This window comes from Halobacteriovorax sp. GFR8, from assembly GCF_050955245.1.
Classification (GTDB): Bacteria; Bdellovibrionota; Bacteriovoracia; order Bacteriovoracales; family Bacteriovoracaceae; genus Halobacteriovorax_A.
On record NZ_JBPBLR010000002.1, the window covers coordinates 803632 to 830007 of the forward strand.

The window sequence follows — 26376 nt, forward strand, 5'->3', positions numbered from 1 at the left end:
CTCTATTTAGTTTATTTGACACTGCTTCTTGTAATACTTACTTAAAAGGGGCGCGGTTACCAATCGAGATTTCAGTGGGTTAGTGGTGATTGTCGCTCAGAAAAGCTAATTATTTAGGGCCTAGTAACCGATAGGAACAGTAGGGAATATTTCATTTAGAAGTTTTTGATTTAATGGGGAGATTTTTATAAAAACCTTAGAGGCAGAGTTACTCAATTTGGCCAAAGAATGTCGTCTTTACTCACGTGGTAAAAATCAATCACTATGTCTAAATCGTGTTGCTAAAACCTTGGAATCTTTAACAAAATCAGTTGATCAATCAGCAATCTCACCAGAGAACCCCTTAACAGCAAGAGAGGCAGAGGTGCTGGAGTTAGTCTCACTTGGTTACACAAATAAAGAGATGGCCAATGCTCTTTCGATATCAGAAAAGACGATTGAGTACCATATGAGCTCTATATTCAAAAAGACGCAAGCTAGTAAGCGAACTGAAGCTGTCACAAATGCTCTAAAATTCAAATGGTTAGAGGCGTCCTAGGGAAGTCCCTAGGTGAATTATTTTGAAATAACAAATAAGCTTACAGTAGATAATAACTGTAGGAGATATGATGAAAGATCAATTAGAAGAAGTACTTGGAAGTTTATATAAATTAGTTTGTGATGAATCAGTTGATGAGATCAGTGTCGGTGCTTATCATGATGTATCGGTAAAAAGAGTTGATGGGTGGCACTCTATTCAATGCTTCAATAATAAAGATGAGTACGAAAGAGTGATCAATTCTCTTAAGGAAAATTTCGGTATAACTGATAAACAGGTTTCTTTTTCTAGGTACATAACAGAAGTGCTAACTGTTTCAGTTGTTCTTTCGCCTATATCAATTAAAGGGCCAGCACTTAAGTTAACAAAACTACCTAAAAAGATTTTATCTCTAGAAGATTATATTTCATTAAATGCACTTACTGAAAAAGGAAGAGATGTCATAGAGAAGATCGTTGAATCAAACAGAGGTGTTCTTTGTGCAGGAGATTTTGGCTCAGGTAAGACGACTTTTTATAATACAATACTAAACCTTCTACCAAAAGATAAGACACTGGTTTCAATTGAAACCACTCCATCGATCGTTTTTTATCGTAATTTAGTGACAAGGCTTATGCCACGTGGAAAAGATACTGACTCTATTCTTGAGGTCATGAGTGCTGCGGAAGAAAGTAGGAGTGATTATATTACTCTTAGTTATTTAGATGAAAGATTGAGTTACCCATATATTGATCTCGTTAGAAATAATGCCGTTGGTGTTGCATGTGCTGGTGGTAGTGGCCCTGTTAATACAATTGATCGCTTAATTCGCCAGTCTGTCGTTTCCTCATACGGTTACAACTTAGAAGAGGCGGCCCTCGTGGTTTCTGAAGTTTTCAAATATATTATCTTTCAAGAAAAGAAAGCAGATAGTGAACATCGATTTATTTCTTCAATTCATGAGATTGTATTTGAAAAAGGTGAAATAAAACTTAAACCACTTTATGTCCCTTAAAAGGGGCGCGGGTACCAATCGAGAATTCCAATACTTATATTGTAATCTTGAAGTCTTTGAGTCTTTTTAGATATAGTGCAGATATACTTTGTTTTGGAGTGAAGTAGCTCTTCTTTAAGGACTTCCTAATACAATCATCAAATTCAGTATCATATCTTCTTTCAATTAGTTGTTTTGCCCCTGCATAATCGATATGTGGCCGATACTGAAATAACTCTGCCTCAAGTCTTGAAAAGTGTAGTGATGTGTAAGGATAGTCAATACAAGCTTCAGAGATTCCTGCCCGTATCGGATTTTGGTAAAGGTAGCGATAAACATTATACAGATAATTTTGATCTGCCACGATAGACCACTTATAACGATTACTAAATTTATGATTGATTCTAGTTGTCCTCAATGAAATTAAATAACTAATTCGCCAGTTAAAATGCATCATAAAGCGATCGATATTTTCATCGGGAGTAGTAAGTAGGAGATGGTAGTGGTTTGACATGAGAACAAAACAGTTTATTTGTACCTTTTCTTTCTCTTGTGCATAAATTAAAGACTCTTTACAAATATCCCATACTTCATTCATGGGAATACTAAACCAGTCTCGGTTATTATTTCGTGTCGTCACATGGTAAGGAAAATCTCCTTGGCGGATTAGCTTCTTCTTTGGCATTACTTACTTCCTCGCTAAAAAAAAATGGCGCTTAGAGCGCCACATTTTGCTATTTAAGTTTTTTATAGAGCTGATAATTAATACATGCGATTAGAGGTGTTACGATAAAAAGACCTAGTCCAAGTGAAAGTACTGCAAGCAGAGCAAGGACAAGGTAGGTGAGTGTTGCTGCTAATATAATTTGATAGTTTTCTGAAAAGATTTTTCTACTTTTCTCAAGTAGATCCCATGCTTTTGTATTTTGTTCATCTTGTTCAAGACTTAAAGGCATAACGAAGAGATAAGAAGCAAAGAAATAAATTCCTGGAATAATAAAAAGAATAACACCAAAGAAAGTAATCAGTGTCGATAAAGAGCCCGTTATAAAAATCAAATTAAATTTTTCTTTTGGTATCGAAAGAAAATCGTAAATCGTAAGTTGTTTTTGTGTTTCGGATTTTGTGATCGCTGTGTAAGTTGCTGCCAAGTAAAATGGAGTGATAAGGCACGAAGAAAATGGAATGGCAGAGAGTATCCAGACCAGTAGAGTGAAGACCAATGTAAAGCCGCTGTATATTAAGGCATTGTCTTTATACGTTTGCCATCCAGTATCTAAGATTTGCGATAACTCATTTATTGTTTTTGATTCTTTAAAGTTAGTTAGTAGTTGACTCATATTTACCTCACTTGTTTGTTGAGGTAATAGGCGCCTAAGATCTTTTACGCATTTAAATTTCATTTTGATATTAAGTTTTTTCAAAATGGGGCGCGGGTACCAATCGAGAATTCCAATAGTTGGTGGTGAAAAATTAATAGCATATAGGCAAATGCGTGTGATTTACATGTAAGTAGTCCATCAAAGGGATGAATTTACGGGAAGTAGACCATGAAATGTGCATAAGAGGTCAGATTACGCGAATTTTGAATTATAAGTCTTCGTAATCTCGATTGGTACCCGCGCCCCTAACTGATAAGATTGTTTTTGCGTAATGGGAGGCTTTTTCGAGGTTGTTGTGGGCGAGGTATGCGCCAAGGAATGCATCGCCAGCTCCAGTGGAGTCGACTACGACATCAACCGGTTGAGGAGTATAGCTAATCGATTCATGCTTATTATAGAAAGAAATTTCACCGGCACCTCTTGTGATGAGTACTGATGTTTTATGTGCTTTTACAAAATCCCTAAGATAAAATTCAAGGTCATGACTTGGGGTTAGTCCAAATAGTGCCAACTCTGCTTCTCTCAAATATTTTTCTATTGTAAACCCTTGAGCATCATGAAAATCAAAGACAAATTTTGCTCTAGGTTTTGCTTCAATAAGTTGGTCTACGAATGGAAGGATCTGTGTATAGAGAGGACAGACGATATGACCTTCAAGCTCTTTAATTAATTGAAGCTCTTCTTTGGTGAATTTAAAGTTTTCAAGGACACCACTTTTGTATTCAGTGAAATTCTTTTCGCCACCTTCTAAGGTTTCGATAAATTGAATCGGAGTCTTTCCCTTTCGAAGAAGTGGTATGGCCTGAATTCCTTCTTTAAGACAATGGTTGATAATTGCTTGGCCATCACTTGCTGCAGGATAGATTAGAGCTGCTTTTGAATTTGAATTGCGCATAAAATGCGTGGCCACATTTAAAGAACATCCCCCAAGATGTCTTTCGTGTACGGATGTATAATCATCAAAGCCAGCATCTCCAATGAAGGTGTACATTATTGTCTAAGCCTTCTTACGTTATCCATAAATGGTGCAATCTTTTCATAATCCATACGAGTGTCTGTCATAAGTGCACTTCCAACGATAGCGCCATCAAGAGCAGGATAGAGTTCATCTAAATTATGATGAGAAAGTCCTGAGCCAATAATTATTGGAAGCTCTGGAGCGCCTTCTTTTGCTTCCATTATATCAGAAACACTTGGTGCAATTCCTGTCTCACGCCCTGAAACGACGGCAGCAGCACTTTTAAACTCGTAAGCTTCGCGAGCAGATTGGGCGAGGGTTTTCTCCTCTAACATCGTTGCGTACTTAACCTGAATATCTGTTAAAAGTTGAATCTCGTCTGCTGCAATTTTACTTCGATAATTGAGTAAGCCTTGAGGGTCAATTTTCATTTCTCCTCCATATTCCTCACGTGCCATGCGATCAACAAAGTAATCAGTACGGATAAAAGAATTGCCACCGGCTTTTGCGATTGCAAGGGAAGCCTCTGGGTCATTGATTAAAAACTCTGAACCAATTGGGTAGTTGCCTGCTTGCCTTTGGACCATATTGGCAACAACGCTCATACTTGCAATAACTTCTTTAGAGGCCTCTATTGTATAAGGCCTGTCGTGCTCATTTTCCAAGAGGGCCGCATCGACTCCGCACTTTCTTAGAACCTCAAGGTCTTCAAGAGCGTAATCAATGACCTGATTAATTCCTGGATGACTCGAGTAGCCAAGTAGTGGGCGTAGATAAATAACTGCAATTATTGGTTTTGCCTTAAAGTCTAGCATTTAATCTCTCCATGCATGTGTATTGTCATAGTAAACGACGAGTGATTTAATAGTCCAGCAACAATTTGGGGGAACTATGTTACGTCTAATTACACTTACTCTAGTGTCAATTTCAACTTTTGCTATTTGTCAGAAATGGTCTGGTCCGCAGGTCATTGGAAGTCTTGATACTTCAGTTTTAAATGAGACATCTGGGATTGCAATCTCTCAAATTCATGACGATCGTATGTATAACTTAAATGATTCTGGTTCTGGTCCAGAAATATTTTGGACGACGACTTCAGGAAAAAATACAAAGAAAGTAAAGGTTAATAACTTTAAACCATACGATATGGAAGATATGTCACTAGGCCCATGTGGTGAGCTTAAGTGTGTCTATATTGCAGATATTGGAGATAATCGTAAAAAGAGAAAATTTCTCTCAATTATTGCAATCGATGAGATGAAGTTAAAAGAGGAGACAACTGAAATTGATCCTGAGTTTGTTTTACGTCTCGTTTATCCAAATAAAGAAAAGTACGATGCGGAGAGTATGGTTGTTCACCCAAGTGGAGATATTTATATTTTAACGAAGATTGTGGATGAAGAAAATCGTCGTGCTATGCCTGCAAAGCTTTTTAAGTTAGGCCAAAAGAAAGTTGCTAAAGCTATCGAAAAAAATGAAAAGGCCGAATTAGAGGAAGTTGCTACAATTGATCTTCCTTATCATCTTTATAATTATAATCTTTGGGGAAGAATTGCGACAGCAATGGATATCTCTAAAGATGGTAAAACACTTCTTGTTCTAACTTATGGAGCTGTTTTTGAATTTAATATTGAGTTTAACTCTTTAAAAGAGTTCAATGCAAGGAAGTTAGAGGCAAAGAGTGATTTTAGAATTGTGACGACTAAGAAGCTCTTTCAACAAGAGGCCATTGCATACGGGCCAAAAGACAATGAATTTATTTACACAACAGAAGTTGAATCAGGTGACGGTGTAAGTGAAATTGTTAGACACGTATGTGAATAACTTATTTCGAAAATAGCTTGTAACCTAATTGTTTTGCCCTCTCAAAAGATCGGATGAAAAGCCTACGGTAAGGCGGTACCATGTGACCATCTTCAGGTGAGTAAAGAATTTTTGTCTTTAAATCCCCGACATAATTTGTGCCGATACGATTTTGAACACTCATACGAAATTCATATGGTAGCTGTACGTTAAGTCCGTAAACTCCAATTTCTTCAAGAAAAACTTTTTCAGAAACGGCCATATATTCATACATAATGTCTTTATCAAAAGGCTCAATAAAGTAAGGTACTGCTAATCCTGATTTTAGCATTTCTAAATTTATATCCTGGCCTTGGTATAAAACTGTACCAAGTAGACGGCGTGTATTTAGGTCTCCATCTCTTCCTAAGTCAATGACAACTGTACTTCCAATTGGAACAAGATTTCTAAGGTAGTCTCTGGCATCAAGAGATATCTGTCCTTGAGTATTTCCATTGAAGTCGACCTCTGGAGTATCAATCCCAAGCATGCGGATATTTTTCTTCTTACCCAGAAAGTCACTATAAATTGTCATGGTATCACCATCGTGAATATACAGAACTTTTCCCTCAAATGAGATGGCAAAGATTGATAATTGAATTAGTGCTAGGATTAGAAGTTTTATTTTTCTCATAGTGCTTTGTAGTAAAATAAAGTGGTTATGAATAGGGGCCGGATAAGATTTACTTATCTCTTTAAATAGCTAACTATTTGAAATAACTAGTGCTGATTAAGGTTTTTACATATAATTACTATCCGAATTAGGCAAAGTTTCACATGTGACTCTTCTCTTTTGCTACATTCTTAGCATGAGAAAAACCCCATTATTTATTGTCCTATTATTATCACTCATTTCTTGTTCTGAAAGATCCTTGAAAGTTAAATTACAATCAAGTGCTATTATTGGTGGAGAGGAGCTCTCTCATCAAGCTAAAGAACTGAAATATACAGTGGCCATTACTAAAGAAAATGATCTTGATAAGTCATTTTGCACAGGAAGCCTTATTTCACAACGTCATATCATAACGGCGGCACATTGCTTAATTGGTAACTCTTATAAAAATATGCAGGTGGCCTTTGTTTCTGAGGGACCTAAATTTATTAATATTAAAGAAGCGTACTTAGCACAGGACGCATTACTAGATATGCATAATTTGGAGAGAATAAGAGGGGACTTTGGTCACAATTTTGATATTGCGATTTTAGAGTTAGAAGAGGCCGCTCCGGAAAGTGCTGAGGTTATTGAAATTCTTGAGGCATCAGAAAGTAATGAAGTTCTAAATAAGAAAGTTAAGCTTATAGGCTTCGGTCAAGATGTAAATGGTGTTGTAGGTAAGCCTAAAAAAGTTGAAGTTACAGCTACAGCAATTAGGCGTAATCTTTTAGAGCGTTCAATACTTCTCTATGAAGATGCAAATGGAGCATGCCGTGGAGACTCGGGGGGCCCAGCTACAATTACAATTGATAACCAAGCATACTTAATTGGTGCAACCCAAGGTTACGCAAAAGCTGCATTTGATGGAGTCGAGGATCTCGATTGTTCATCAGGAAAAGGCATGTATACATTCTTACCGGATTATAAAGCATGGATAGAAAGTGTCATTAATAAGGTTGAATATAGTCCTTCTGATATTGAATATAACCCATTTCAGTTTTCACAAAATGAAAGTGAAAACTCACTTTCTTTGGAATGTGATAATTTAAAATCTTTAAGCATTACTCGTTGGCAAGGGCTCTATACCTATGCTTCTCGTGTAATTGGGAATTTTAAATGCGAATCAATGAATGAATGGTTCTCTTCGCAAACTTCTTATTCTGAAAGGCCAAGTAGTAAGGCCGAGTTTATACAAGGAAAGTGGTCTATTGTTGGGAATTATTATTTCTTAAGATACTTTAAAAACTTAGAAAAGATTTCAATTGATCAGTCCATGAGAATAACAAGACGTGATCAAATGGTCTTAGGGGTAAATTCAAATGTTATTTACCTTAATAACGCCTATGAAGACTTCAAACTTGGAGATAGTGTAAGGCAACTTTCTCTTTTTGGTGGAAAGCTTTCAAAAGAAAATTATGAAGCCTTGGAAGGTCGAACTGACTTTCTTCTTAAGAAAGTCAGTTTGGATGAGTAAGACGATAGAAGTTATCTCTTGCTAGTCCACTACTTAGAATTGTCCCCATTCTCAGGAATGTAACACCATCATAATTTCCAAAGTAGACGGCATCGGCGATGTTATCCCATGCTCTTTGTGAATACAGAGTTCCTGCAAGTGCATTTTCTCCTAGTATTCTAACACCTTGGCGATTTGCTTCTTGGGCAACCCAAAAAACTAGTGCCTTAGCATAGCTTTGAGCATGAACTGGACCATCATAATTATCCATCTCTAAACAAGTAAAATGAAAATTTATATTATAAAAATTCTTTTCTGCCTTTAATTCGTTAACAAGGCCAATGATTCGATTATAACCGTGACCAGTTTGATCACTAAAAATATCGTTGTCAGTAGAGATAAGTCCTGCATTTAGTTCTGCTAGACGATCTCCTCCTGGGGCAACTCGCCAGTGTATACCGGGCACTTTAAAACCAAGTTGAATATGTGTGTGCATTCTAAAGACATCGATGGCGGCAGAAAGAATTCGCTTTCCATGCTGTTTCAAACTATTGGAATACCACTGATAAAAGTCTTTTCCGTATTGAGTGTATTGCTCATTATTAGAAAAGAAGAAGTTTGGATTCGGCGGAAATACTTGAGCGAAGTTTTGAAGCCCAAAACCCCATGCTTGATTTAAACTTTGCACAGTCTTGTACTTCGATCTAACAGCATCTTGAAAACTTTCAATGGCAGGCCTTGAGTAAGCTTGAATTGCTCCTCTTGTTGGGTAACCTGCTCCATTATCATGAGAGTTGTATGACGGATAGCGGAGTTCTCCGGCCGGGCCAAGGCTTATATTGATTTCATAAATTTGATTCATCTTGTGACCAAAGTGATAATTAAACGAGTGCATAACATCGTAGAATTCACCAAGGGCCTGCTGAGTAGTCCATACAGATAAAAACTCTTTTGAGTAATTACCTTGCTCTGACTTAGACATGGCGTCATGTCCATACTTGGCCCAAAGCCAGTTTGGAATAGGAACGTTACAAGTGTCTCCTACGTTTCCACCACACTGGTGAAATGAAAGAATTGGAACCCACTTAAGGCCTGCTTGAATAATTAAGTCGCTTAAGACCTGATAGTAGTGCCAGTCAAATTGGTTATCCTTCTTTTCTATAAGTCCCCACCAGATATCTGTGCTTACACCAGTTGCACCAAGGGCCTTAATTTCATGAAGCTGTCTTTTAAAGTCTTCAAGTTGGTATTTTGAAAAATCAGAATTTAAATTATTAGGGTCACCAACTAGAAGTGGGGCCATTACATTAAAGACTTTTGCATAGGTTGTGAAACTTAGAAGTAGGGTAGCGATTAATATTTTCATAGATGCTTTATACTCTAGAAAATTTATCTAGAGTAGTTGTTTTGTATAAATTACCAAAAGCTAAGTGCTTAAATTTATTTGGTTGTTTTTGTTTATCGAATTTTATTGCCAATTAAAATTTTATGAATAGAATGGCCTTCGGTTTTTACGTGTTGTAGGTTTTTATGAGTTTAAATAAAGAGATCTCAAAGCATATCGAATCTATCTTTGAAAAGTCTGCAAAGACTTTTTCAGGCTATCAATTAAATATGGGACTTCCTTGTCTCAGTGGTTGCGGAGCATGTTGCTTGAGTCAGGAAATTTCGGCATCAACATCAGAAATGCTTCCAAGTGCATTCCGTATACTAAATGACGAAGGAATTGAAAGAGTTGAAGAGTTATTAGAAGAGCTTGAAGGGACTCCTTCAAAAACTTGCGTTTTCTATCATCGTAACTCTGAAGATGGAGCTAAAGGTTATTGTATGAATTATTTAACAAGACCTGCTGTTTGTCGCTCTTTTGGAGTCGCTGCTTATCGCGATAAGAATGGTGCTAAGACTATGAGCGTGTGTAAGCGTTTAAAGGAAACCTATCCTGATGAAATTAAGAATCTTGATCCAGAGAAAGCTCCTGTTATTGGAGATTTTGCTAAGCAAATCTATCTTTTAGGGCAAAGTTCAGATGCTAGGTTAATGCACATTAATGAAGCTCTGTATGAGGCCCTAAAGAAAGTGTGGCTAGGCCACACTTATGGTTTTAATGAAGATTCTTAGTCTCTTTTATTTTATGAATGAAGTGCTTAATGATGGCCCTAATGGATCTAGGACGTATTTACACTGTCAGAGATAAAAAGAAGAAAGAGCTTGTTGAGCTTGTTCAACAAAAATTTGATAAAAAGTTCAAGGAAGTAAGTGTAAAAACTATTTAAAAAATTATGGCATCCCTAAAAATCGTGAGATAATAGAAGGCGCAGGATTGGCCCTCGTTCTAATCAGGACAAGGTTGATAATATTAATATCCCTGTTGGGGTTAATGAATTTTAAAAAATGGCCAAGAATGGAAGTGGACAGTTTAAATGTGTTATTTCACTTTTTTTCTTAAGCTTGGTATCGGTGATTTATGAATAAGAAGATGGGTGTCCTTAAGGTTTATCGAATTTTTGATATTGCTCATGAGGTATTACTAGATAGGGCCTATGAGAAACTAAAAAGCCTTACTGTTCTTAAAAAGTTTAGCCTTAATAGGCCTTCTAAGAACATGCTCTTTCAGGATCCTCCATTAGTGGTCTTTTTAGGAGAGCATTCGATAGAAAACCTAAAAGTTACCGTCACTGCAAAATTGTGGAGTTATGGTGCTCTTTCCTTTTCTGTTGATATTGAATGTCCATTCTTTGTCGACAAGAAAGAATTAATTAAGTGGGTTGAGAATTGGTCACAGGGAGACTCTGTTGAGAACTTTTGCCGTGAAAGAATAAGCTTCTTTGTCGAGTCGTTAGGAGACTCACTAGTAAAACCTAAAATATGGGAGCAAAGTGAAGAATATAGTATATTTGTCACTTCTCCTAAGTATCATAATAAGGATTACTGGCTGGAAGACTCTTTCGTTTACCAATTATTGGCCATGGAAAAGAATGTAAAGTTAAGTCCTGCAATGTTAGCACCTGTTATTGATTGTACCATTAGCTATGGACCTGACGATCTTGTGGCCATCGATTGGGATAATGCCTTTGTCTACTCTGAAGTTGATGGGCATGATATTTGTGATGTTATTGAGTTTGCAAATATTCAGCTTCTTGAACTTCGCTATTTTGATGATCTTCTTGATAAGAAATTATCTGGGCTTTATCGACAAGTTGTCGAAAAGAACCCTTCAATTTTTAGTAAAGTGTCTGTTCTCGCTAAAGATGCCGGTCAGATGTATTTTGAGACAAGTGAGCTAGTTGATCGAATTGAGAATTCTGTAAAAGTTATCGGAGATATCTACTATGCTCGTTTATTTCGAATCTGCTTAAAGCGTTTACAAGTAGAGCAGTGGCAATCACTAGTTGATCAGAAACTTAAGAACCTTCTTGATGTTTCTCAGATGTATATGGCCGAAGTAAATAATCGCAAAAGCCACTTAATGGAGATCATTATTATCATCCTTATTGCAATAGAAGTTATACCATTTGTTTATAATTTGGCATTAAAGCTTATGTGATTTTAAAATTTGATCAATTTTGCTGGCAAAAATAAAGTCGCTTTCGACGAGGTCATCAATTTTATGTGTCCAAAGATCAACTTTTAATTTACCAAAGCTAATGAAGAGATCAGGGTGATGCCATTGTTCGTCTGCAATCTTTGCAATTTCATTTGCTATGGCCATCGGTTGATTAAATTTATCACATGCAAGTTCAAGACTGAGTCTTTTCTTGTCATTAGAGAAGCTCCATCGAGGATCAAGTTGTTCCTTTAATTGAAGTTTCTCATCCATTGGTAGGGGAGGAACTCCTCCTTGGCATGGAATACATGTTTTCTCATTAAGGGATGTCATACTTGCTCCTAGAAGTTTAATAATTCGTACAAATCTATCGCAGGTTCTTCGTATGGATGGGCCATTCGTAGGGCCTTGAGGACATCATCTATTTTGTCATCAGGACATATTGTTTCGATTTTTAGCTCAGCAACTCTTTCAATTTCGCCTTCTGTGCCAATATGTGGTGTTGCTTCTTCGTTGGGTCTAAATTGTCCCACACCCTCCACTTCAAACGAGCAGCGATCGTAATTACCAATTGTCCCAGCGCCTGCATCAAAGACCGCATTCTTTACAACTTCGGCATTTTCTTTTGGTACAAAGAAAACTAATTTCTTCATTCTTCCTCACAAGATTTTATGCTAACTTTCTAAGTATTTTACCTAGTACTTTTGTTATTCTATTTTCTTGATCCTCTTTTCTCTTAACAAGATATATTGGTTGCTTAGGTGAATCAAGTTTAGAAATATTTATTTCTTGAAGTTTAAACTCTCTTTTAATATTTTTATTATGAAGGTCGACTAAAAAGGTTGGGAAGTATCCAACTGCTAAACTTGCACGTGAGATAGATAAAGCACTTTCAAGTAAGCTTACTTTATATTTAATAAACCTTTTGATTCTTCCATCTGGCCAACCATCAAGTCCCTGCGCCCTTGTGGGGGTATCTGTAACAGAAGTAAGGGGTGCCACAAAGGGGAGTAACTCAAAATTTATCTCATCTTTTATATACTTCTTGATGAAGCTTGAGGTCCCATAGAGTCCCATTTGCACATGACCAATTTTTAAATGATCGAGCTGATGATGTGGAACAGGTATATAAGTTAGTCCATAATCCACACTGCCATTTAAAATACCTTCTTCAATCTTACCAGGTGTTAACTCTCGTAGCTCAACTTGAATATCATCACCAAGTTGATTCATGATATCTGGCGCCAAGTAAGTGGAGAAAACTTCGAATGTACCAATTCGACAAAGTGTCTCAACTTTAATTTGTTCTTGATTGGCCAAGTGTAATAGCCTTTCTTCTTCAAGTAATAGTCGATCAATTTCCTGAGCAATACGTAATCCTGCCTGTGTGATTTTTATACCGCGCCCGTCTTTGGTTATGAGATCAACACCAAGCTCCTTCTCCAAGCTTTTGATTGATTTTGAAAGTCCTGCATGAGAGATCCCCAGAAGCTGAGCTGCTTCTCTCATATTTTCGGTTTGGACAATCGATTTAAAATGTCTGACTTTATTGGTATCCATTGGTTACCAAAGATATATTAATATTCACTTTTAATCAATGATTTGCTTTTGTATATTGTCTTCATCAGTAAGGGAGGATTATATGTATATGAAATTATTGATGTTAAAACTGGTTTTCCTGATTTCTTTAGGAACAACATTTGGAACGATGGCCTATGCTCAAGAGGCACCTACGAATCTTATTTGCAAGAGCTCTGCTGCAGATGTGGGATGTTGGCCGTCATTTTACAATTTCTTTTTCAAGAATGATCAATTTAGCTTCACTGAAGAATTATCTATGCCTTCTGGAGGAAGATGTGGATGGCCACCTTTCGGTACACAAGTATTAGCAAAAGGCAGGATCGAGTTTTATGATTCATCAACGGCCCATATATATACTAGTACAAATAGAGGTGAGTTAGAAATTGGAAGAGTTGTAATTGAGGGTGGTCGAGTAGAGTTATTAGTATATGATGAGGAATTAGTCGTATTTGAAAACTGCCGCTCATTTTAAAAGTAAACCCTGACCAATATCATAAAAATAATTGAGTTTGGTTCATTAATTAGTTTTATAAACTGACGAGGAGTAAGAGGTATTTAGGAGGAAAACTAATGGTTAGTTTAAAAGAGAGAATCAAATACTTCTTTTCTGCGTCAGTTTATTCAATTTTGTCTTCAGCAGTCTTTGTTGTCTTGCTATTTGCTGTGACTCTTCCATCGATTAATTCTACCGCCCGAAATGGTAAGAATGAAAGTGTAAAGGTCGCGATTCACAATGCTTATAGCATGGTGAAGTATCTTTATGATGAATCACAAGCTGGAAAGATTACAGAGCAAGAAGCAAAGCTACATGCAAAAAACTTACTACAGGCCCTTCGTTACGATGGTAAGAATTACTTCTTTGTGAGTGATAAAGATTTAAATGTTGTTGCCCATGGTGCTGATCCATATAAAGTGGGAAATAATATGGCCAAGTACCAAGATGGAAAGGGAACTTATCTCTATAAAGAATTCTTAAAGATTGGACTTGAAAAAGGAGAAGGGCCTTTAACATATTATCGCGCTCGAAAGAAAGAAGGTGATGTGATTGAAAAGACTTCTTATATCAAGTATTTTGCTCCCTGGGGATGGGTTATCGGAACAGGAGTCTATATTGATGATGTAAAGGTTGCTGTCTTTGAAGCTAAAAAGAGTACTCTTGTTGGACTTATGATTTGTGTTGCTATTGCACTGGGCCTGTCTTTGTGGAATGCCCACTCAATGTATGCAAACTTTATTTCGCCAATTAAAAACGTTATTAGAAACCTGAAGACTGAATATGTTGAGCTAGAGCGCATTGCTAATAATATCAACTCGAGTTCTAGACAGATTCTCGATGTTTCAAGTAAACAGACTGATTCAGTAGATAATGTAGCTGCTGCTATTACAGAGATCAAGTCAATGGTTGACTCTACAAGAGATAATGCTGATCGCTCAAGTGGCCTTGCTAAACATACTGCAAATATCTCAAATGAATCTAAAGAGAAAATCTTAAGATTAGTTCAATCATTTGATATTATTAAAAAAGATAATGAAGAAGTGATTCAAGTTATTCGTGACAATAGTGTTCAGCTAAATGATATTTCAAACACAATTAATGATATACAGGAAAAGACTGAAGTCATTAGTGATATCGTTTTCCAAACAAAGCTTCTCTCTTTCAATGCCTCTGTTGAAGCAGCGAGAGCTGGAGAGCACGGTAAGGGCTTCAGTGTTGTGGCCGAAGAAATTGGAGGGCTTGCTAAAGTTAGCGGTGAGTCCGCCATTGAAATTGCTACAATCATCGAAGAGTCAACACGTCGAGTAAAAGAGTTAACTGATATGACTACTAAGACTGTTGAAAACCTTGTGCAGGTAACAGAAAAGGATTTGCTTGAAGGACAGAGACTCATGTCTGATTGTCGTGATGCTCTTGAAGAGCTAGTAGGTCAATCAATGGAGTCTTCTAGCATGTGTAATGAAATTCTTGGTGCACTTTCAGAGCAAGAAAATGGTATTGCAGATGTAAATACATCGATTAACACTCTTAATGAGTCTCAGTGGCAATTAAAGAGTTCACAAGAGACTTCTGCTCGTGAGGTTGAAGATCTTGTTAAAAAGAGTGAACAAATTAAGACCGCTGTTGAAAAATTAGAAAAAATCGCAGCATAACAAGCTAGTAATTGGTTCGAATGGCCCTTATAATAGGGCCATGAATCGTAAAATTTATCTCTTCGACTATTTCACTGTAATTGAATCAGAATCCTTAAATGTAGAGTTTCACTCTCATATTGCTCAACAGATTTCTATCTCTCTCGATTCATGCCCATTAAAATATGAGACAGAAGATGGCGTATTCGAAAACATGGCCGTCTACCTTCCTTCACTTAAAAAGCATCGCTTTCTAAGTGAAAGGTGCCACAATCTAAATATTCTCATTGATGATGAAGCTAGTTTCACGTTGGATCCTAAGCTTATTGATCATAGAGAATTAAAGCTTAGTGATATCAATCACAATAGTGTTGAGAAATTCCTAAAGGCACTGGGATTATTATCTGATAAAGAAATGGATCAAAGAATAGTTAAATTATTTCAAATGATTAAATCCTATGAAAGCCTTGATGAAATAAAACTCAAAGATTTGGCCGCAAAACTAGCTCTTTCAGAAAGTCGGCTTCTCCACTTATTCAAAGATGAAGTAGGGGTTACATTTAGAAAGTATATCCTTTGGCAAAAGTTAAAAAGAGCCGTGGAAGTTCAAGTGGAGGGAAGAAGTATTACGGATATCGCTATCGCAGCTGGCTTTAGTGACTCTGCTCACTTTTCAAAGTTTTTTAAACAAAGCTTTGGCCTGTCACCAAAGGAAGTTTTTAAAAATAGCCAGTTTATACAAGAATAGAATAACAAATTTTCGTATTATCTTCTTAAGGAGAATATATGAAATCAAAATTACTTGATCTTGAGCACCCGGATATAATTGCATTAAAAAATGATATTCTTGAGTTTTCTCAAGATGAATCGCAAATCATCGGAGCTTGCTATCGCTATGTTAGAGATGAGATAAATTTTGGCTATAATTCTAGTGATGATATAACTGCTTCCGAGGTCTTACGTGATGGATATGGCCAATGTAACACAAAGGCGACGCTGCTAATGAGTCTATTAACTGCTTGTGGGATTGAAAATAGGCTTCACGGTTTTACAATTGATAAGAAGTTACAATATGGGGCCATCACCGGAATCTTTTATTGGATTGCCCCTCGTGAGATTCTTCACAGCTGGGTTGAAGTGAATTATCAAGGGAAGTGGTTTAATCTCGAAGGCTTTATCCTCGATAGTGACTATCTTAAGGCTATTCAAAAAATTGCCGGGAAAAATGTTCGCTCTTTTTGTGGTTATGGGGTCGCATGTAAGGATTTACAAAATCCCGAAGTTGAATGGAAAGGGGGAAATTCAACTTATATTCAAAAAGAAGGAATTGTCAGAGATTTAGGCATCTATGAAACACCGGACGAGTTCTATGAAAAATATGGAACAAATCCAAAGGGTATTAAAAAGTTTTTCTACAAATACTTTATTCGTTTCTTGATGAATAAGAATGTTAATCAAATTCGTTCTGAACAAAAGAATGTTTTGTTAAATTCTTGTAAACTTTAGTTCACTAGTTAACCGATGCCTTGAACTCAATTCTTATCAGAGTAGAATATGTGGAAAGGAGTCTTTATGAGTAATCAATTGTATAATAAAGTCGCAATTATCACAGGTGGTGCTTCAGGTATCGGTGAAGGAATTGTAAGGAAATTTGTTGAAGAAGGTGCAAAAGTTATTGTCGCTGACTTTAACATAGATCAAGCAAGCTCTCTTGCTAATGAATTAGGTGAAAATGCATTAGCATTTCAAATTGATGTAACTGATCTTAATAAAGTTAAAGAGATGGTTGATTTTACGATCGAAAAATTTGGAAAACTTGATATTGCTGTAAACAATGCTGGAATTTCTGGAAAAGCTGCAATTGCTGGTGATGTTGAAATTACGGACTGGCAAAGAGTTATTGAGGTTAATTTAAACAGTGTCTTCTATTGCATGAAAGAAGAAATTCCTCATATGTTAAAGAATGGTGGCTCTATAATCAATATGGCATCAATGCTTGGAACAGTAGGCTTTGAAACTGCAAGTGCTTATGTTGCGGCAAAACACGGTGTTGTTGGTTTAACAAAAGTTGCAGGAGCTGAATATGCTGCGCAAGGTGTTCGCATCAATGCAATTTGTCCAGGCTTTATTGAAACTCCGCTTGTTAAAGATTCGCTTTCAAGTGAAGCGTATGAAGGATTAAAGGGGCTTCATCCAATTGGTCGTCTTGGTCAGCCTGTTGAAGTAGCTAACTTAGCAGTTTTTTTAGCAAGTGATAATTCTTCATTTATTAATGGAAGTCACTATATTATTGATGGTGGTTACACTACAAAATAAAATAAAGAAGACCTGCTTTTAAAGCAGGTCTTCTATTTTTGACGTAATTTTTTCATCTGTTGGAGAGATATCTGGAAAGAATCTTTCAATAATTTTTCCATTTTGATTTAGAAGAAACTTTTCAAAATTCCAATGAATGTCATGAGGCTGACCTGAAATAAGTCCCTTACTAATTAAAAGTTGCTCAAAGTCAGGTTTGTCGTTTCTTACTGCTTCTTTTTTCATTTCAGTAAGTGCTTTATAAAGTGGGTGTTGGCCCTCTCCTTTAACAACAATTTTTTCATTAACTGGAAACGTAACATTGTATTCCATTGAACAGAATTGTTGGATTTCTTCATTGCTGCCAGGCTCTTGACCAAGAAATTCATTTGCAGGAAATGCAAGGATCTCAAGTCCTTTATCCTTGTATTCAGAATATAATTTCTGTAGTCCTTCATATTGAGGAGTAAGCCCACACTTTGAAGCGACATTTACAATCAGATATGCCTTAGCATCAAAATCTGTAATTGTCTTTGTTAGACCTTTTCCATCTTTAAATTGAATTGAATTTAGATTTGTACTCATATAGGTAACCTCCTAAAGTTTTTTAAAGAGGTTACCATAAAGATTTATTTTAGAAAGTTGTGGCGTGCTAATTGAAGCTTTTTATAACTTTCAATTAACTTCAAATGTTTATCAATTCCTTCAAGATTCATTCCTGTTGGCGTAAGGCCATCAAAACGATTCTCTCCAGTAATTGTCTTAGTTACTCGCTCCATTAATTCGCTACCATACATACGAGTTAAGCTATCAATGTAATCTGCCATCTCAAGATCTTCACCAAGCTCAATGTCTAGGGCAATATTGAGAACCTGATAAAAGCGCCTTCTTTCGATTGTATTGTCATTGAATGTTCCAAGCATATCAACAAGCTCTTTAGCATCTTCAAATTGCTTTAATGCAAGATAAGTCAGGGCCTTAAGTTCTCCAATCACGAGTTGTCCCCATACCGTACTTTCATCAAAGGCCACACCGATAAGCTCTGATACTGGCATGTAGTTATCCAGAGAGCTTTCCTCTAGCTGGCCAACGAGTTCAGATAGGTCTTCTTCATCAAGTGCATGGAGATTTAAGATGGCTTCTCGGTAGTCGAGTGCTTGATTATGATTATCCCAAATCAAATCTTCTGGTTGATAGATTTCAGAATAATTTGGAACTAGAATTCGGCATGCAGCTGCTCCCAGTTCATTGTAGTCAGCAATATAAACCTCTTTTTCAAGTTGTTTAAGAATGTCCATTAAGTAGTTATATTCTTCCTCAGTTGTTCCTGAGAAGTTCCACTCATTGAATTCATATTGTGGCTTGGCCCCAAAGAATTTCCACGAGATAACACCTGTAGAGTCAATAAAATGATCAACAATATTATTGTCTTCGCGAATTGCAAACTCGTTAAATGTTGGTGGGAATGTATCATTCATTCCTTCAAAACTTCTTCCTTGTAGAAGTTCTGTTAATGATCTCTCAAGTGCTACTTCAAAACGAGGGTGGGCCCCAAAAGAAGCAAAGACTCCACCATTTCTTGGGTTCATTAGAGTCACACACATAACTGGAAATCTTCCACCAAGAGAAGCATCTTTAATGACAATTGGAAAACCAGCTTCTTCAAGTTTGGCAATCCCTTCCATAATCGTTGGGTACTTCTCAAGAACAGATTTTGGTACATCCGGGAGAGTAATTTCATCGACGATAATTTGTTTCTTTACGGCCCTTTCAAAGATTTCAGAAAGGCACTGAACACGAGCTTCGTACTTTGTGTTTCCTGCACTCATCCCATTACTAACAAATAGGTTAGCAATAAGGTTTGCTGGAATGTAAACCGTTTCACCATCGGATTGACGCTCATAAGGAAGAGCGCAAACTCCACGATCGAAGTTTCCTGAGTTAGTATCAACTAGGTGAGAAGCGCAAAGCTCACCATCATTATCATAGGCCGACAGTAATGTATCATCCATTAGGCCCTGTGGTAGTGAGTCATCTTCTGGAATCTCAAACCACTTTTCATTAGGGTAGTGAACAAAGTCTGCATTAGAGATTTCTTCACCAAGATAGTAGTCACTATAGAAGTAGTTCGTGCTAATACGTTCAAGGTATTCACCAAGAGCAGAAGCTAGGGCCGCATCCTTCGTTGCCCCTTTTCCATTTGTAAAACACATTGGAGAGTCGGCATCTCGAATATGAACTGACCAGACGTGAGGGACTTGATTACGCCAAGAGGCGATTTCAATTTTTATTCCAAGACTAGCAAGAAGATCTGTCATATTAGTGATTGTTTCTTCGAGTGAACAATCTTTTCCTGCAATCATTGTCTTCGTTTCGTTTACTTCATATTCAAGCTTAACGTCATTTCCTAAAACTTCTTTTGCTTCAATTTTAAAATCGATTTCGTTTTGGATCACACGCTTAACAGTACAACGATTCATTGAGGCGAGAATCCCTTTTCTATCCTTTTCAGAGATGGAAGCAGGAAGTTCTGCATGAATCACAAACGACTGTTTATAGCGATTATCAGGATCCACAATATTTTGCTGACTAATACGTATGTCTTCCGTTGGAATATCACGAGCATTACAATACACCTTGGCAAAGTAAGCTGCACACATGGCTGATGATGCTAGGAAATAGTCATATGGACCAGGAGCTGTGCCGTCACCTTTGTAGCGTACAGGCTGGTCTGAAATGATTTTAAAGTCGTCGAAGCTGGCTTCGATTTTTAGATTGTCGAGGTATTTTACGTTTACTTGCATAGCGCTATAACTACCATAAATAAGTATGTTATGGCCCTATCGATCTTCAATCCTATAAGAATTACTCCTATTTATCTTATTGTAAGTATGTGAAAATCAATAAATTTAACTTTCTTAAGTTGTCAGTTATTGCCATTCCATGATCTTTATTGCGAAAATATTTGTTCAATTTAAAGGAGAAGTTAATGAAATCTATCATTCTAATGCTGGCAATGCTGCCTTGCCTTGTTTTTGGTTATAACCACCCAGACGCAAAAACACTTATGACTGAATACCAAGAATTTCGTTCGATGGTTTCAACAATGAAGCACGATTACCTAGTTGGTGATTGGTATAAGGCAAAAGACTTTGGTGACACAACTCTTATGTGGAACCTTGGTGATAATCTAACAGATCGTGAAGTTATTCGTTTCTTTAGAAGAAAAGCTGACGGTTCTGTTTTTACTGTAACATACCACCGCTCAGATTATATTGTTGATGGAAGAATTGTTCTTCGTCGTTTTGTTGGGCCAGAGCCAACTGGTTGGATTAATCACACAATCGATTATGAAACAGGTGAGCAGCTAGGTTCTCAAGGCTGGTGGCCAATGTTTGATGACTCAGATCATGCATTCATGCAACAGTGGGGATTCCACTACTAAGTATTAAAATAGAAAGCCTACTTTTGTAGGCTTTTTTTTATTTTTATTTTTATTTTTATCTCTGATCTGTCTCATAAAATTTTAAAAACTCTTTTGTTATTTTTTTATTATAAAAAAACACATAAGGAGTTTTTGTGAAAAAAACATCAATCATTTCAATTCTATTTTTTTTAATGTTTAACTCTTTCTCTTTTGCACAAGAGAACGCTATGGTGCGTGTTAGAGCGCTTGGTGTAAGCCCTGATGTTAGTGATAATATCGGTGGCAATATTGCAATTAATAACGAATCAGTACCTGAAGTCGACTTCTCTTACTTCTTCCATCCAAACTTTGCTGTTGAGTTAATTCTTGCAACAGCAACTCATGACGTAAATCTTAATGGAACAGGAAGCCTTGGAAGTGTTTCTCTTCTACCTCCAACATTACTTGCTCAGTACCATATGGACTTTGGTATTTTAAAACCATATGTAGGAGCAGGGATCAACTACACAATCTTTTATGGAGAAGTTCCAGGAGACATGGCCTCAACTAAGTACGATGATTCATTTGGATATGCATTACAGCTTGGTACAGATATCAAGGTTGCACAAAATATGTATCTAAACTTTGACGTAAAAAAACTTTACTTACAAACAGATGCAACAGTTGATACTGGATCAGGAGTTGTGAATGCTGAAGTTGATATCGATCCTCTCCTTGTTGGAGTCGGTATTGGTTTCAGATTCTAAGACTCTAAAATGGGGGAGGTTATGTGGCGTAGCCTCCTCTTTAAATCTATCTTAACTTATTTGCACCCATTGATATTTCCTGTATCATTTCTCTATGATGGAATTTGAAATTAGAGTCCTAGAAGGCAAAGAATTTGATAAGTATTATCAAGCACACAAAGAAGCAGTCTTTGAAGAAGACCATAGTTATGTTCTTTGGGATATTCTTTCTAAAGAAGAATTAGCTAATATTAAAAGGCTAAAAGAGCATATGGGCAAACCATACCAACTCTGTCTTGCGGCCTTCGATAAAGATGAGAATTTCATTGGCTGGAGTTGGGGTTTCCAAGAAAATAGTACAACTTATTATATGTGTAACTCGGCCGTTCTTCCTGAATATCGTCGCCATGGTGTTTATGGGGCCATGCTTGATAAGACTCTCGCTATTTTAGAAGCAGAAGGCTTTCAAATGGTTTACTCTCGCCACTGTGCTACTAATAATAGTGTTATCATTCCAAAACTAAAGGCCGGCTTTCTTATTTCTAAAATGGAAATTGATGATAAATTTGGTGTTCTTATTCATCTTCATCACTACTTTAATGAGATGAGAAAGAAAGTTATGGATTACCGTGCCGGGCAGTTAAGACCCGACACTGAAATTAAAAAACTATTTAAACTCTAGCGAACACAGTAGTAATTAATTACCTTTGCATTTACTGACCATGGATCACGTACAGGTGAGGGATTCATTAGTCCTGGGTGGTATACCTTTCCACCTCGAAGTGCCCAAATATTTTGTTGGATGGAAATACCGCCATTCCAATCACCGTAAGCATCAATAGCCTCAAGCTCTTGGCCATTAGGAAGTCTTGCATACATATTGTCACAGGCCCTTTCTGCTTGTCTTAGTGATGTTACTCTTCCAATTGATCCATTATGAGTTCCAATAATAGTCAGCTTTCGCCCATTCACTCTAAGTGTTGATGGAAATTGTGTCCTTTGAAAATCTTCGAACATACGTGAAGCAATTTGGGACATCACAACTGAAGGTTGTCCGATTCCCTGATAATTCTTTGTCGATCCATCTGATCCGACAAGGGTGAGAGTTACTTGGATATTACCTCGACAATTAGGTGCAAACGAATATGAACCATAGGCCATATAGTCTACTAGCTCTCCTGCATTGTCAGGAATCCAACCAGGTCTTTGACCATTATTGATTGAGTTAAAGATATAACGGATATTATTCATTTGGACGAATTCGAGTTTTCTATCAACAACTGGAAAGTCGCGATAGTAACCATCAAAGTACGCCTTTAATGTATTTTCAAGTGTTACATCAAGATATTTATGTTGAGTCGCAAGCCTTACGTTCTTGTCATATAAGGCATCGAAAGTAACAAGCATTTGTAGGGCCTCGCTACCTTTGGCTCCTGATTGCATAAGCTCTGATGCTAGGCCGGTCATCTCGCTCATATACTCTGAGCGTGTTTGAGAATAGGCCTGCTTATAAGCACAAAGGTCTGCTCCTCTTATAAAGGGGATCGATGACCAAAGGCGCGCTGCTTGAGCTTGTGCACTAATTCCAATAAGAACTAATAGTGCTAGGGATTTCAACTTCTTCATAATATCTCCAATTTGAGCGATTATAGGGGGATATCGAAATTTATCATAGTTAGTCGATAAAATTTATACGTATAAAGGCCAGCGTTGCTGGCCTTGGTTTTTAGTTTTGTGATCTTAAGTACGCTTCATAGATACAAGCGCGGATTTTTTCTTTTCCTTCTGGCATTTTTTTACACTTGAATTCACCTTGGGAGTTCTTTCTCTTAGGTGTCCATTCAAAATTAACCATGAAGGTACCAGATTCAGCATTCCAACTAGGAAATACCATAAGTCCGCCTTCGCTATCATCATTCTCATGCATTCTGATAACAAGCTTTGTAATCAGATGGCCTGCGATAGCGCCTGCAAATACATCCGATAACCAATGCTTTCTATCATGCAAACGTCCATAAGAAGTCAGTGCCGCAACTCCATAGGCTAAGTATGGAACAACTTTATTATCTTTATAGATTTCTGCAAATACTGTTGCAAAAGACCAAGCTCCTGAAGAGTGCCCGGAGAAGAATGACTTTCCTTCTGTTCCAAATGCATAAGCACCAAGGTCTTTATTTGGTCTTTGACGGCCAAATGTTTTCTTAAATCCTTCAGTTACAATTTGTGTCGCAATTTGAGATGTGACAACATAAAGTCCTGCTTTCTTAAGCTTTCCATCTTCAAGAACAACTCCCATGAAGTAAGAACCTGCTGCAGCTCCTCCCATAATGAGACGTTCGTGATTATTTGTAGGATAAACTAGTTTCTCTGTGAAACCATTCTTATGATCTTGTATAAAGTCCATTGTTTCTTCATCTGAAGAAAACATAACAAGTCCTAGTGAAGTAGAAGCTGCTAGCATAAGGGCCTCTTTATCACTTAGCCCAAGTGGAATAAAGTATCCCTTTTTATTATCGCTAGGGTCGTATTTTCTTAGAAAGTCTGAGAACTCTTTTGGGTTCATTCCACCACGGATGGTCTCATTCCCAATACGCCCTTTAATCCCTTCCATATCATCAATACGTTTTTGTTCCTCGTCGCTACAACCTTGAATAGTATTCTTACAGCTGTAGATTTCATCAAGCATCCTCTTTGCCTGAGAACGCATATCAATCTGGTTTTCATCTACTGATACACAGCCTTCATAGCGCCACTCACAATTTTCTTGGAGAGGATTAAATGACTCCTGTTTCCAGAAGTAGTTATTCTCTTGTGCAAAAGCACTCGATACGAGAGTTGATAAAATGATACCTTTAGTTACGATCTTTCTTATATTTTTCATGCATGCACTATAACTTAGAGATGATGTAAGTGGTGTTAAGTGTAAATTATCATGGGGGAGTCAAAAAAATAGACAGTATAAGTATCTAAAATATTTAGAAGAATAAATTACATACCTACGATTACTCGTAGACGTTTAAATAGAAAGATTGTTATTTAGACAAAAAAACTATGAGGAGATTAAGATGAAAAAATTATTAATGGTAGCAATTCTATCACTTACTTCAGTTGCAGCACCTGTTTCAAGTTCAGTAATTGCACAAGCAAAGAAAGCTGTTGAAAAAACTGCAAAAGCATATTTTGGTCCAAAGACTTACGTATACTACTCAAATAGTAGTGCAGAAGATAAAGAAGTCTTCTTCAATGTACTATGGTCAGAAGAGACTGCTGATGTTTACTATGATGAAGGTGAGCAAATCTATGTTCCTGTAAAAACTGATTGTGAGCAGGAAATGGTTTACCTAGTAGATTCAAAAAAGGTTCTCCTAACTCAAAACGCTTATTGCTACTAAAAATATACAGGGAGCTTGATGCTCCCTTTTTTTTCATAATACGCAATCATGTAATAGTATAAGTGCTTGTTTGAAATATCAAAATGATATGGTATGAAGATGGCATGAATATCAACCTCAATTACATTGAAGTTTTTTGCCATCTCGGGCAGAACTTAAATTTTTCGCAAACAGCAAGAGAGCTTAATACTTCTCAACCTGCAATTTCTCGTAAGATCAAGCTCTTAGAAGATGAGCTGGGCTATGAGCTCTTTGTTCGATCAAATAAAACAACCTCTCTAACCGTTAAGGGACAGGCATTTCTTGATCAAGTTTTGCCAAGCTTCAATACAATAAGTGGCGCTATTCAAAATAAAGCACAAAGAATTGATTTAAAGGTAGGAAGTATTTTTGAAGCAGGGGAGAAGTTTCTTCTGCCGGCCTTAAGTGAATTACACGATAGGGAGAATATTGGTCACTTTGATTTACATTTTGATTCTGCCATTAACCTTATTGAGAAACTACAAGTAGGAGAGTTAGATATTATAATGACCCATGTTATTCCGACACAAAAAAGCTTGGCCGCTTTTGAGGTCTGTCGTGATGGGACGTACTTAGTTGGCCCTCTAAATGAAGATAGCAAAGAAAATAGAAAACTTGTTACTTATCGTAAAGAAGATCTTTATACTGAAAACTTCTTATCTCGATCTGTTGGAAAGAGTTGGCGATCTAAGTTTGAAGTAATCGGCTGTGTAAACTCTCACAAAGCAATGCTGACACTCTGTGAAGTTGGTGGTCTTTTTTGTGTTGTTCCCTCTTCAAGTTTTAATGACTCTAAAAAACTAAAGATCTATAAGAAGAAAGAAAGTAGTCATGGTATCTATATTTGTGTCAGGCAAAATTATCTTGAAAATAGAGATACGAAAAAGCTCATTACAGAATTAATCAATTGTTTAAAATAGATTTCCTATTCTTTACCTTTTCGTAAATTGACAGCACCGTATCCACAATTGAATATATCTACATTCGATTGGAGATTATATGGAAAGGTTGAAGCTTTACGTAAAGATCAACCTATTGTGATTCATAATATGAGACAAGCATTCCGTTATTACACGTTGTGGGGAGATGGAATTAACGGACTTGTCTCTCATATTGAGAGTGTGTGTTCGTTGGTTTTGGTTTCCAAAGATGATCCAGAAATTCAACGTCACTTTGCAAATGAGAGAGGGTGGCGCTTAAATATATTATCTCATGGGGGAGGAGATTATATAAAAGAACTAAGTGTCGTTGCGGGTGAGGTGAATATGTCTGGAATTATCTGTTTTCAAAAATTTGGCACTAAGATCTATCGAAATTATTCTGCGGTTTTCGGTCCAGGGGATGAGTTTTGCTCAATGTGGAATATTCTAGCATTGGCGGGAATTTCTTCGAGTGACTGGACTCCGCAGTATAGTTATTGGAAGTATCCTGAGCACATGGATGATGGGGGTGAGAATCGATAG

At 36.9% G+C, this 26376-nt stretch carries 31 protein-coding genes; 18 read left to right on the forward strand and 13 right to left on the reverse strand.

Translation table 11 applies throughout. From position 1 onward, the window contains the following. Positions 1-217: 217 nt before the first annotated feature. Both ACRXC1_RS04410 and ACRXC1_RS04415 read left to right on the forward strand, forming a co-directional pair. A complete protein-coding gene (locus ACRXC1_RS04410) occupies positions 218-538 on the forward strand; it encodes a response regulator transcription factor (RefSeq protein ID WP_393061898.1) in 321 nt (106 codons plus the stop codon). 70 nt (positions 539-608) lie between these two features. Further along, positions 609-1532, forward strand: coding sequence for an ATPase, T2SS/T4P/T4SS family (locus ACRXC1_RS04415; protein ID WP_433656815.1), 924 nt, complete (start codon positions 609-611; stop codon positions 1530-1532). A 34-nt stretch (positions 1533-1566) separates the two neighbouring features. On the opposite strand, the gene ACRXC1_RS04420 is transcribed toward ACRXC1_RS04415, so the two are convergent. The 4 genes from ACRXC1_RS04420 to ACRXC1_RS04435 form a co-directional block, all read right to left on the reverse strand. Further along, on the reverse strand, positions 1567-2196 hold the full coding sequence (locus tag ACRXC1_RS04420) for a transposase (RefSeq protein WP_433656817.1): 630 nt from the start codon (positions 2194-2196) through the stop codon (positions 1567-1569). A 49-nt stretch (positions 2197-2245) separates the two neighbouring features. Further along, on the reverse strand, positions 2246-2851 hold the full coding sequence (locus tag ACRXC1_RS04425; RefSeq protein WP_433656819.1) for a hypothetical protein: 606 nt from the start codon (positions 2849-2851) through the stop codon (positions 2246-2248). A 250-nt stretch (positions 2852-3101) separates the two neighbouring features. Continuing rightward, positions 3102-3884: a carbohydrate kinase family protein gene (locus ACRXC1_RS04430; protein ID WP_433656821.1), complete on the reverse strand. Its 783-nt coding sequence runs from the start codon at positions 3882-3884 to the stop codon at positions 3102-3104. Beyond that, complete coding sequence (locus ACRXC1_RS04435) at positions 3884-4666, reverse strand: BtpA/SgcQ family protein (RefSeq protein ID WP_433656823.1); 783 nt, start codon at positions 4664-4666, stop codon at positions 3884-3886. Before ACRXC1_RS04435 ends, ACRXC1_RS04430 begins: the two co-directional genes overlap by 1 nt. A 76-nt stretch (positions 4667-4742) precedes the next feature. On the opposite strand from ACRXC1_RS04435, the gene ACRXC1_RS04440 reads away from it, so the two are divergent. Further along, positions 4743-5675 carry a hypothetical protein gene (locus ACRXC1_RS04440; protein ID WP_433656825.1) on the forward strand — a complete coding sequence of 311 codons (933 nt, stop codon included), beginning with the start codon at positions 4743-4745 and terminating at the stop codon, positions 5673-5675. 1 nt (position 5676) lies between these two features. Here ACRXC1_RS04440 and ACRXC1_RS04445 read toward each other — a convergent pair whose 3' ends face one another. Next, positions 5677-6327: a thermonuclease family protein gene (locus ACRXC1_RS04445; RefSeq protein ID WP_433656827.1), complete on the reverse strand. Its 651-nt coding sequence runs from the start codon at positions 6325-6327 to the stop codon at positions 5677-5679. Positions 6328-6502: 175 nt separating this feature from the next. On the opposite strand from ACRXC1_RS04445, the gene ACRXC1_RS04450 reads away from it, so the two are divergent. Continuing rightward, complete coding sequence (locus ACRXC1_RS04450) at positions 6503-7822, forward strand: S1 family peptidase (protein WP_433656829.1); 1320 nt, start codon at positions 6503-6505, stop codon at positions 7820-7822. On the opposite strand, the gene ACRXC1_RS04455 is transcribed toward ACRXC1_RS04450, so the two are convergent. After that, positions 7806-9167, reverse strand: a complete 1362-nt coding sequence (locus ACRXC1_RS04455) for a family 14 glycosylhydrolase (RefSeq protein WP_433656831.1) — start codon at positions 9165-9167, stop codon at positions 7806-7808. The two genes, ACRXC1_RS04450 and ACRXC1_RS04455, sit on opposite strands and share 17 nt — an antisense overlap. 164 nt (positions 9168-9331) lie before the next feature. Between ACRXC1_RS04455 and ACRXC1_RS04460 the strand changes: the two genes are divergently transcribed. From ACRXC1_RS04460 to ACRXC1_RS04470, 3 genes are all read left to right on the forward strand, one after another. Continuing rightward, a complete protein-coding gene (locus tag ACRXC1_RS04460; protein ID WP_433656833.1) occupies positions 9332-9919 on the forward strand; it encodes a YkgJ family cysteine cluster protein in 588 nt (195 codons plus the stop codon). 17 nt (positions 9920-9936) lie between these two features. Then, positions 9937-10074, forward strand: a complete 138-nt coding sequence (locus ACRXC1_RS04465; RefSeq protein WP_433656835.1) for a hypothetical protein — start codon at positions 9937-9939, stop codon at positions 10072-10074. A gap of 191 nt (positions 10075-10265) precedes the next feature. Continuing rightward, on the forward strand, positions 10266-11345 hold the full coding sequence (locus ACRXC1_RS04470; RefSeq protein ID WP_433656837.1) for a hypothetical protein: 1080 nt from the start codon (positions 10266-10268) through the stop codon (positions 11343-11345). Here the strand turns inward: ACRXC1_RS04470 and ACRXC1_RS04475 are convergent. The 3 genes from ACRXC1_RS04475 to ACRXC1_RS04485 are packed head-to-tail and all read right to left on the reverse strand — an operon-like array spanning position 11331 to position 12905. Then, a complete protein-coding gene (locus tag ACRXC1_RS04475) occupies positions 11331-11678 on the reverse strand; it encodes a 4a-hydroxytetrahydrobiopterin dehydratase (RefSeq protein ID WP_433656839.1) in 348 nt (115 codons plus the stop codon). The two genes, ACRXC1_RS04470 and ACRXC1_RS04475, sit on opposite strands and share 15 nt — an antisense overlap. Positions 11679-11686: 8 nt before the next feature. Further along, positions 11687-11998: an NGG1p interacting factor NIF3 gene (locus ACRXC1_RS04480; RefSeq protein WP_433656841.1), complete on the reverse strand. Its 312-nt coding sequence runs from the start codon at positions 11996-11998 to the stop codon at positions 11687-11689. Positions 11999-12014: 16 nt separating this feature from the next. Next, positions 12015-12905: a LysR family transcriptional regulator gene (locus ACRXC1_RS04485; protein WP_433656843.1), complete on the reverse strand. Its 891-nt coding sequence runs from the start codon at positions 12903-12905 to the stop codon at positions 12015-12017. 82 nt (positions 12906-12987) lie between these two features. Here ACRXC1_RS04485 and ACRXC1_RS04490 point away from each other — a divergent pair, with 82 nt between their 5' ends. From ACRXC1_RS04490 to ACRXC1_RS04510, 5 genes are all read left to right on the forward strand, one after another. After that, complete coding sequence (locus tag ACRXC1_RS04490; protein WP_433656845.1) at positions 12988-13398, forward strand: hypothetical protein; 411 nt, start codon at positions 12988-12990, stop codon at positions 13396-13398. A gap of 98 nt (positions 13399-13496) precedes the next feature. Next, on the forward strand, positions 13497-15074 hold the full coding sequence (locus ACRXC1_RS04495) for a methyl-accepting chemotaxis protein (protein WP_433656847.1): 1578 nt from the start codon (positions 13497-13499) through the stop codon (positions 15072-15074). A 40-nt stretch (positions 15075-15114) separates the two neighbouring features. Next, on the forward strand, positions 15115-15801 hold the full coding sequence (locus tag ACRXC1_RS04500) for a helix-turn-helix domain-containing protein (protein WP_433656849.1): 687 nt from the start codon (positions 15115-15117) through the stop codon (positions 15799-15801). Positions 15802-15839: 38 nt separating this feature from the next. Continuing rightward, entirely contained in the window at positions 15840-16559 is a 720-nt protein-coding gene (locus tag ACRXC1_RS04505) for a transglutaminase-like domain-containing protein (protein WP_433656851.1), read from the forward strand. Between the two features lie 66 nt (positions 16560-16625). After that, a complete protein-coding gene (locus ACRXC1_RS04510) occupies positions 16626-17369 on the forward strand; it encodes an SDR family NAD(P)-dependent oxidoreductase (RefSeq protein ID WP_433656853.1) in 744 nt (247 codons plus the stop codon). Between the two features lie 18 nt (positions 17370-17387). Here ACRXC1_RS04510 and ACRXC1_RS04515 read toward each other — a convergent pair whose 3' ends face one another. Then, positions 17388-17933 carry a glutathione peroxidase gene (locus ACRXC1_RS04515; RefSeq protein ID WP_433656855.1) on the reverse strand — a complete coding sequence of 182 codons (546 nt, stop codon included), beginning with the start codon at positions 17931-17933 and terminating at the stop codon, positions 17388-17390. 44 nt (positions 17934-17977) lie between these two features. Next, complete coding sequence (locus ACRXC1_RS04520) at positions 17978-20152, reverse strand: OsmC domain/YcaO domain-containing protein (protein WP_433656857.1); 2175 nt, start codon at positions 20150-20152, stop codon at positions 17978-17980. A gap of 185 nt (positions 20153-20337) precedes the next feature. Here ACRXC1_RS04520 and ACRXC1_RS04525 point away from each other — a divergent pair, with 185 nt between their 5' ends. From ACRXC1_RS04525 to ACRXC1_RS04535, 3 genes are all read left to right on the forward strand, one after another. Next, positions 20338-20793: a hypothetical protein gene (locus tag ACRXC1_RS04525; protein ID WP_021266502.1), complete on the forward strand. Its 456-nt coding sequence runs from the start codon at positions 20338-20340 to the stop codon at positions 20791-20793. Positions 20794-20927: 134 nt separating this feature from the next. After that, positions 20928-21521, forward strand: coding sequence for an OmpW/AlkL family protein (locus ACRXC1_RS04530; RefSeq protein ID WP_392907109.1), 594 nt, complete (start codon positions 20928-20930; stop codon positions 21519-21521). A gap of 94 nt (positions 21522-21615) precedes the next feature. Continuing rightward, a complete protein-coding gene (locus tag ACRXC1_RS04535) occupies positions 21616-22182 on the forward strand; it encodes a GNAT family N-acetyltransferase (protein WP_433656860.1) in 567 nt (188 codons plus the stop codon). On the opposite strand, the gene ACRXC1_RS04540 is transcribed toward ACRXC1_RS04535, so the two are convergent. Together ACRXC1_RS04540 and ACRXC1_RS04545 are read right to left on the reverse strand one after the other, a co-directional pair. After that, positions 22179-23126: a hypothetical protein gene (locus ACRXC1_RS04540; RefSeq protein ID WP_433656862.1), complete on the reverse strand. Its 948-nt coding sequence runs from the start codon at positions 23124-23126 to the stop codon at positions 22179-22181. The genes ACRXC1_RS04535 and ACRXC1_RS04540 overlap by 4 nt on opposite strands. A 100-nt stretch (positions 23127-23226) precedes the next feature. Beyond that, the gene (locus tag ACRXC1_RS04545; RefSeq protein WP_392989094.1) at positions 23227-24381 is read right to left on the reverse strand and encodes a phosphatase PAP2 family protein; all 1155 of its coding nucleotides are present in this window, start codon (positions 24379-24381) and stop codon (positions 23227-23229) included. Positions 24382-24565: 184 nt separating this feature from the next. Between ACRXC1_RS04545 and ACRXC1_RS04550 the strand changes: the two genes are divergently transcribed. The 3 genes from ACRXC1_RS04550 to ACRXC1_RS04560 all read left to right on the forward strand — a co-directional run bounded on the left by ACRXC1_RS04550 (position 24566) and on the right by ACRXC1_RS04560 (position 26376). After that, the gene (locus tag ACRXC1_RS04550; RefSeq protein WP_392989095.1) at positions 24566-24892 is read left to right on the forward strand and encodes a hypothetical protein; all 327 of its coding nucleotides are present in this window, start codon (positions 24566-24568) and stop codon (positions 24890-24892) included. A gap of 83 nt (positions 24893-24975) precedes the next feature. Next, positions 24976-25833 (forward strand): LysR family transcriptional regulator, encoded by an 858-nt coding sequence (locus ACRXC1_RS04555; RefSeq protein WP_433656865.1) that lies wholly within the window; start codon positions 24976-24978, stop codon positions 25831-25833. 129 nt (positions 25834-25962) lie between these two features. Further along, positions 25963-26376: a DUF899 family protein gene (locus ACRXC1_RS04560; protein ID WP_433656867.1), complete on the forward strand. Its 414-nt coding sequence runs from the start codon at positions 25963-25965 to the stop codon at positions 26374-26376.

Bases quoted from the DNA above. Each gene is read 5' to 3' on its own strand.
- ACRXC1_RS04415 (WP_433656815.1), top strand. From the start codon at position 609: ATGAAAGATCAATTAGAAGAAGTACTTGGAAGTTTATATAAATTAGTT.
- ACRXC1_RS04420 (WP_433656817.1), bottom strand. From the start codon at position 2,196: ATGCCAAAGAAGAAGCTAATCCGCCAAGGAGATTTTCCTTACCATGTG.
- ACRXC1_RS04425 (WP_433656819.1), bottom strand. From the start codon at position 2,851: ATGAGTCAACTACTAACTAACTTTAAAGAATCAAAAACAATAAATGAG.
- ACRXC1_RS04430 (WP_433656821.1), bottom strand. From the start codon at position 3,884: ATGTACACCTTCATTGGAGATGCTGGCTTTGATGATTATACATCCGTA.
- ACRXC1_RS04435 (WP_433656823.1), bottom strand. From the start codon at position 4,666: ATGCTAGACTTTAAGGCAAAACCAATAATTGCAGTTATTTATCTACGC.
- ACRXC1_RS04440 (WP_433656825.1), top strand. From the start codon at position 4,743: ATGTTACGTCTAATTACACTTACTCTAGTGTCAATTTCAACTTTTGCT.
- ACRXC1_RS04445 (WP_433656827.1), bottom strand. From the start codon at position 6,327: ATGAGAAAAATAAAACTTCTAATCCTAGCACTAATTCAATTATCAATC.
- ACRXC1_RS04450 (WP_433656829.1), top strand. From the start codon at position 6,503: ATGAGAAAAACCCCATTATTTATTGTCCTATTATTATCACTCATTTCT.
- ACRXC1_RS04455 (WP_433656831.1), bottom strand. From the start codon at position 9,167: ATGAAAATATTAATCGCTACCCTACTTCTAAGTTTCACAACCTATGCA.
- ACRXC1_RS04460 (WP_433656833.1), top strand. From the start codon at position 9,332: ATGAGTTTAAATAAAGAGATCTCAAAGCATATCGAATCTATCTTTGAA.
- ACRXC1_RS04465 (WP_433656835.1), top strand. From the start codon at position 9,937: ATGAAGTGCTTAATGATGGCCCTAATGGATCTAGGACGTATTTACACT.
- ACRXC1_RS04470 (WP_433656837.1), top strand. From the start codon at position 10,266: ATGAATAAGAAGATGGGTGTCCTTAAGGTTTATCGAATTTTTGATATT.
- ACRXC1_RS04475 (WP_433656839.1), bottom strand. From the start codon at position 11,678: ATGACATCCCTTAATGAGAAAACATGTATTCCATGCCAAGGAGGAGTT.
- ACRXC1_RS04480 (WP_433656841.1), bottom strand. From the start codon at position 11,998: ATGAAGAAATTAGTTTTCTTTGTACCAAAAGAAAATGCCGAAGTTGTA.
- ACRXC1_RS04485 (WP_433656843.1), bottom strand. From the start codon at position 12,905: ATGGATACCAATAAAGTCAGACATTTTAAATCGATTGTCCAAACCGAA.
- ACRXC1_RS04490 (WP_433656845.1), top strand. From the start codon at position 12,988: ATGTATATGAAATTATTGATGTTAAAACTGGTTTTCCTGATTTCTTTA.
- ACRXC1_RS04495 (WP_433656847.1), top strand. From the start codon at position 13,497: ATGGTTAGTTTAAAAGAGAGAATCAAATACTTCTTTTCTGCGTCAGTT.
- ACRXC1_RS04500 (WP_433656849.1), top strand. From the start codon at position 15,115: ATGAATCGTAAAATTTATCTCTTCGACTATTTCACTGTAATTGAATCA.
- ACRXC1_RS04505 (WP_433656851.1), top strand. From the start codon at position 15,840: ATGAAATCAAAATTACTTGATCTTGAGCACCCGGATATAATTGCATTA.
- ACRXC1_RS04510 (WP_433656853.1), top strand. From the start codon at position 16,626: ATGAGTAATCAATTGTATAATAAAGTCGCAATTATCACAGGTGGTGCT.
- ACRXC1_RS04515 (WP_433656855.1), bottom strand. From the start codon at position 17,933: ATGAGTACAAATCTAAATTCAATTCAATTTAAAGATGGAAAAGGTCTA.
- ACRXC1_RS04520 (WP_433656857.1), bottom strand. From the start codon at position 20,152: ATGCAAGTAAACGTAAAATACCTCGACAATCTAAAAATCGAAGCCAGC.
- ACRXC1_RS04525 (WP_021266502.1), top strand. From the start codon at position 20,338: ATGAAATCTATCATTCTAATGCTGGCAATGCTGCCTTGCCTTGTTTTT.
- ACRXC1_RS04535 (WP_433656860.1), top strand. From the start codon at position 21,616: ATGATGGAATTTGAAATTAGAGTCCTAGAAGGCAAAGAATTTGATAAG.
- ACRXC1_RS04540 (WP_433656862.1), bottom strand. From the start codon at position 23,126: ATGAAGAAGTTGAAATCCCTAGCACTATTAGTTCTTATTGGAATTAGT.
- ACRXC1_RS04545 (WP_392989094.1), bottom strand. From the start codon at position 24,381: ATGAAAAATATAAGAAAGATCGTAACTAAAGGTATCATTTTATCAACT.
- ACRXC1_RS04550 (WP_392989095.1), top strand. From the start codon at position 24,566: ATGAAAAAATTATTAATGGTAGCAATTCTATCACTTACTTCAGTTGCA.
- ACRXC1_RS04555 (WP_433656865.1), top strand. From the start codon at position 24,976: ATGATATGGTATGAAGATGGCATGAATATCAACCTCAATTACATTGAA.
- ACRXC1_RS04560 (WP_433656867.1), top strand. From the start codon at position 25,963: ATGAGACAAGCATTCCGTTATTACACGTTGTGGGGAGATGGAATTAAC.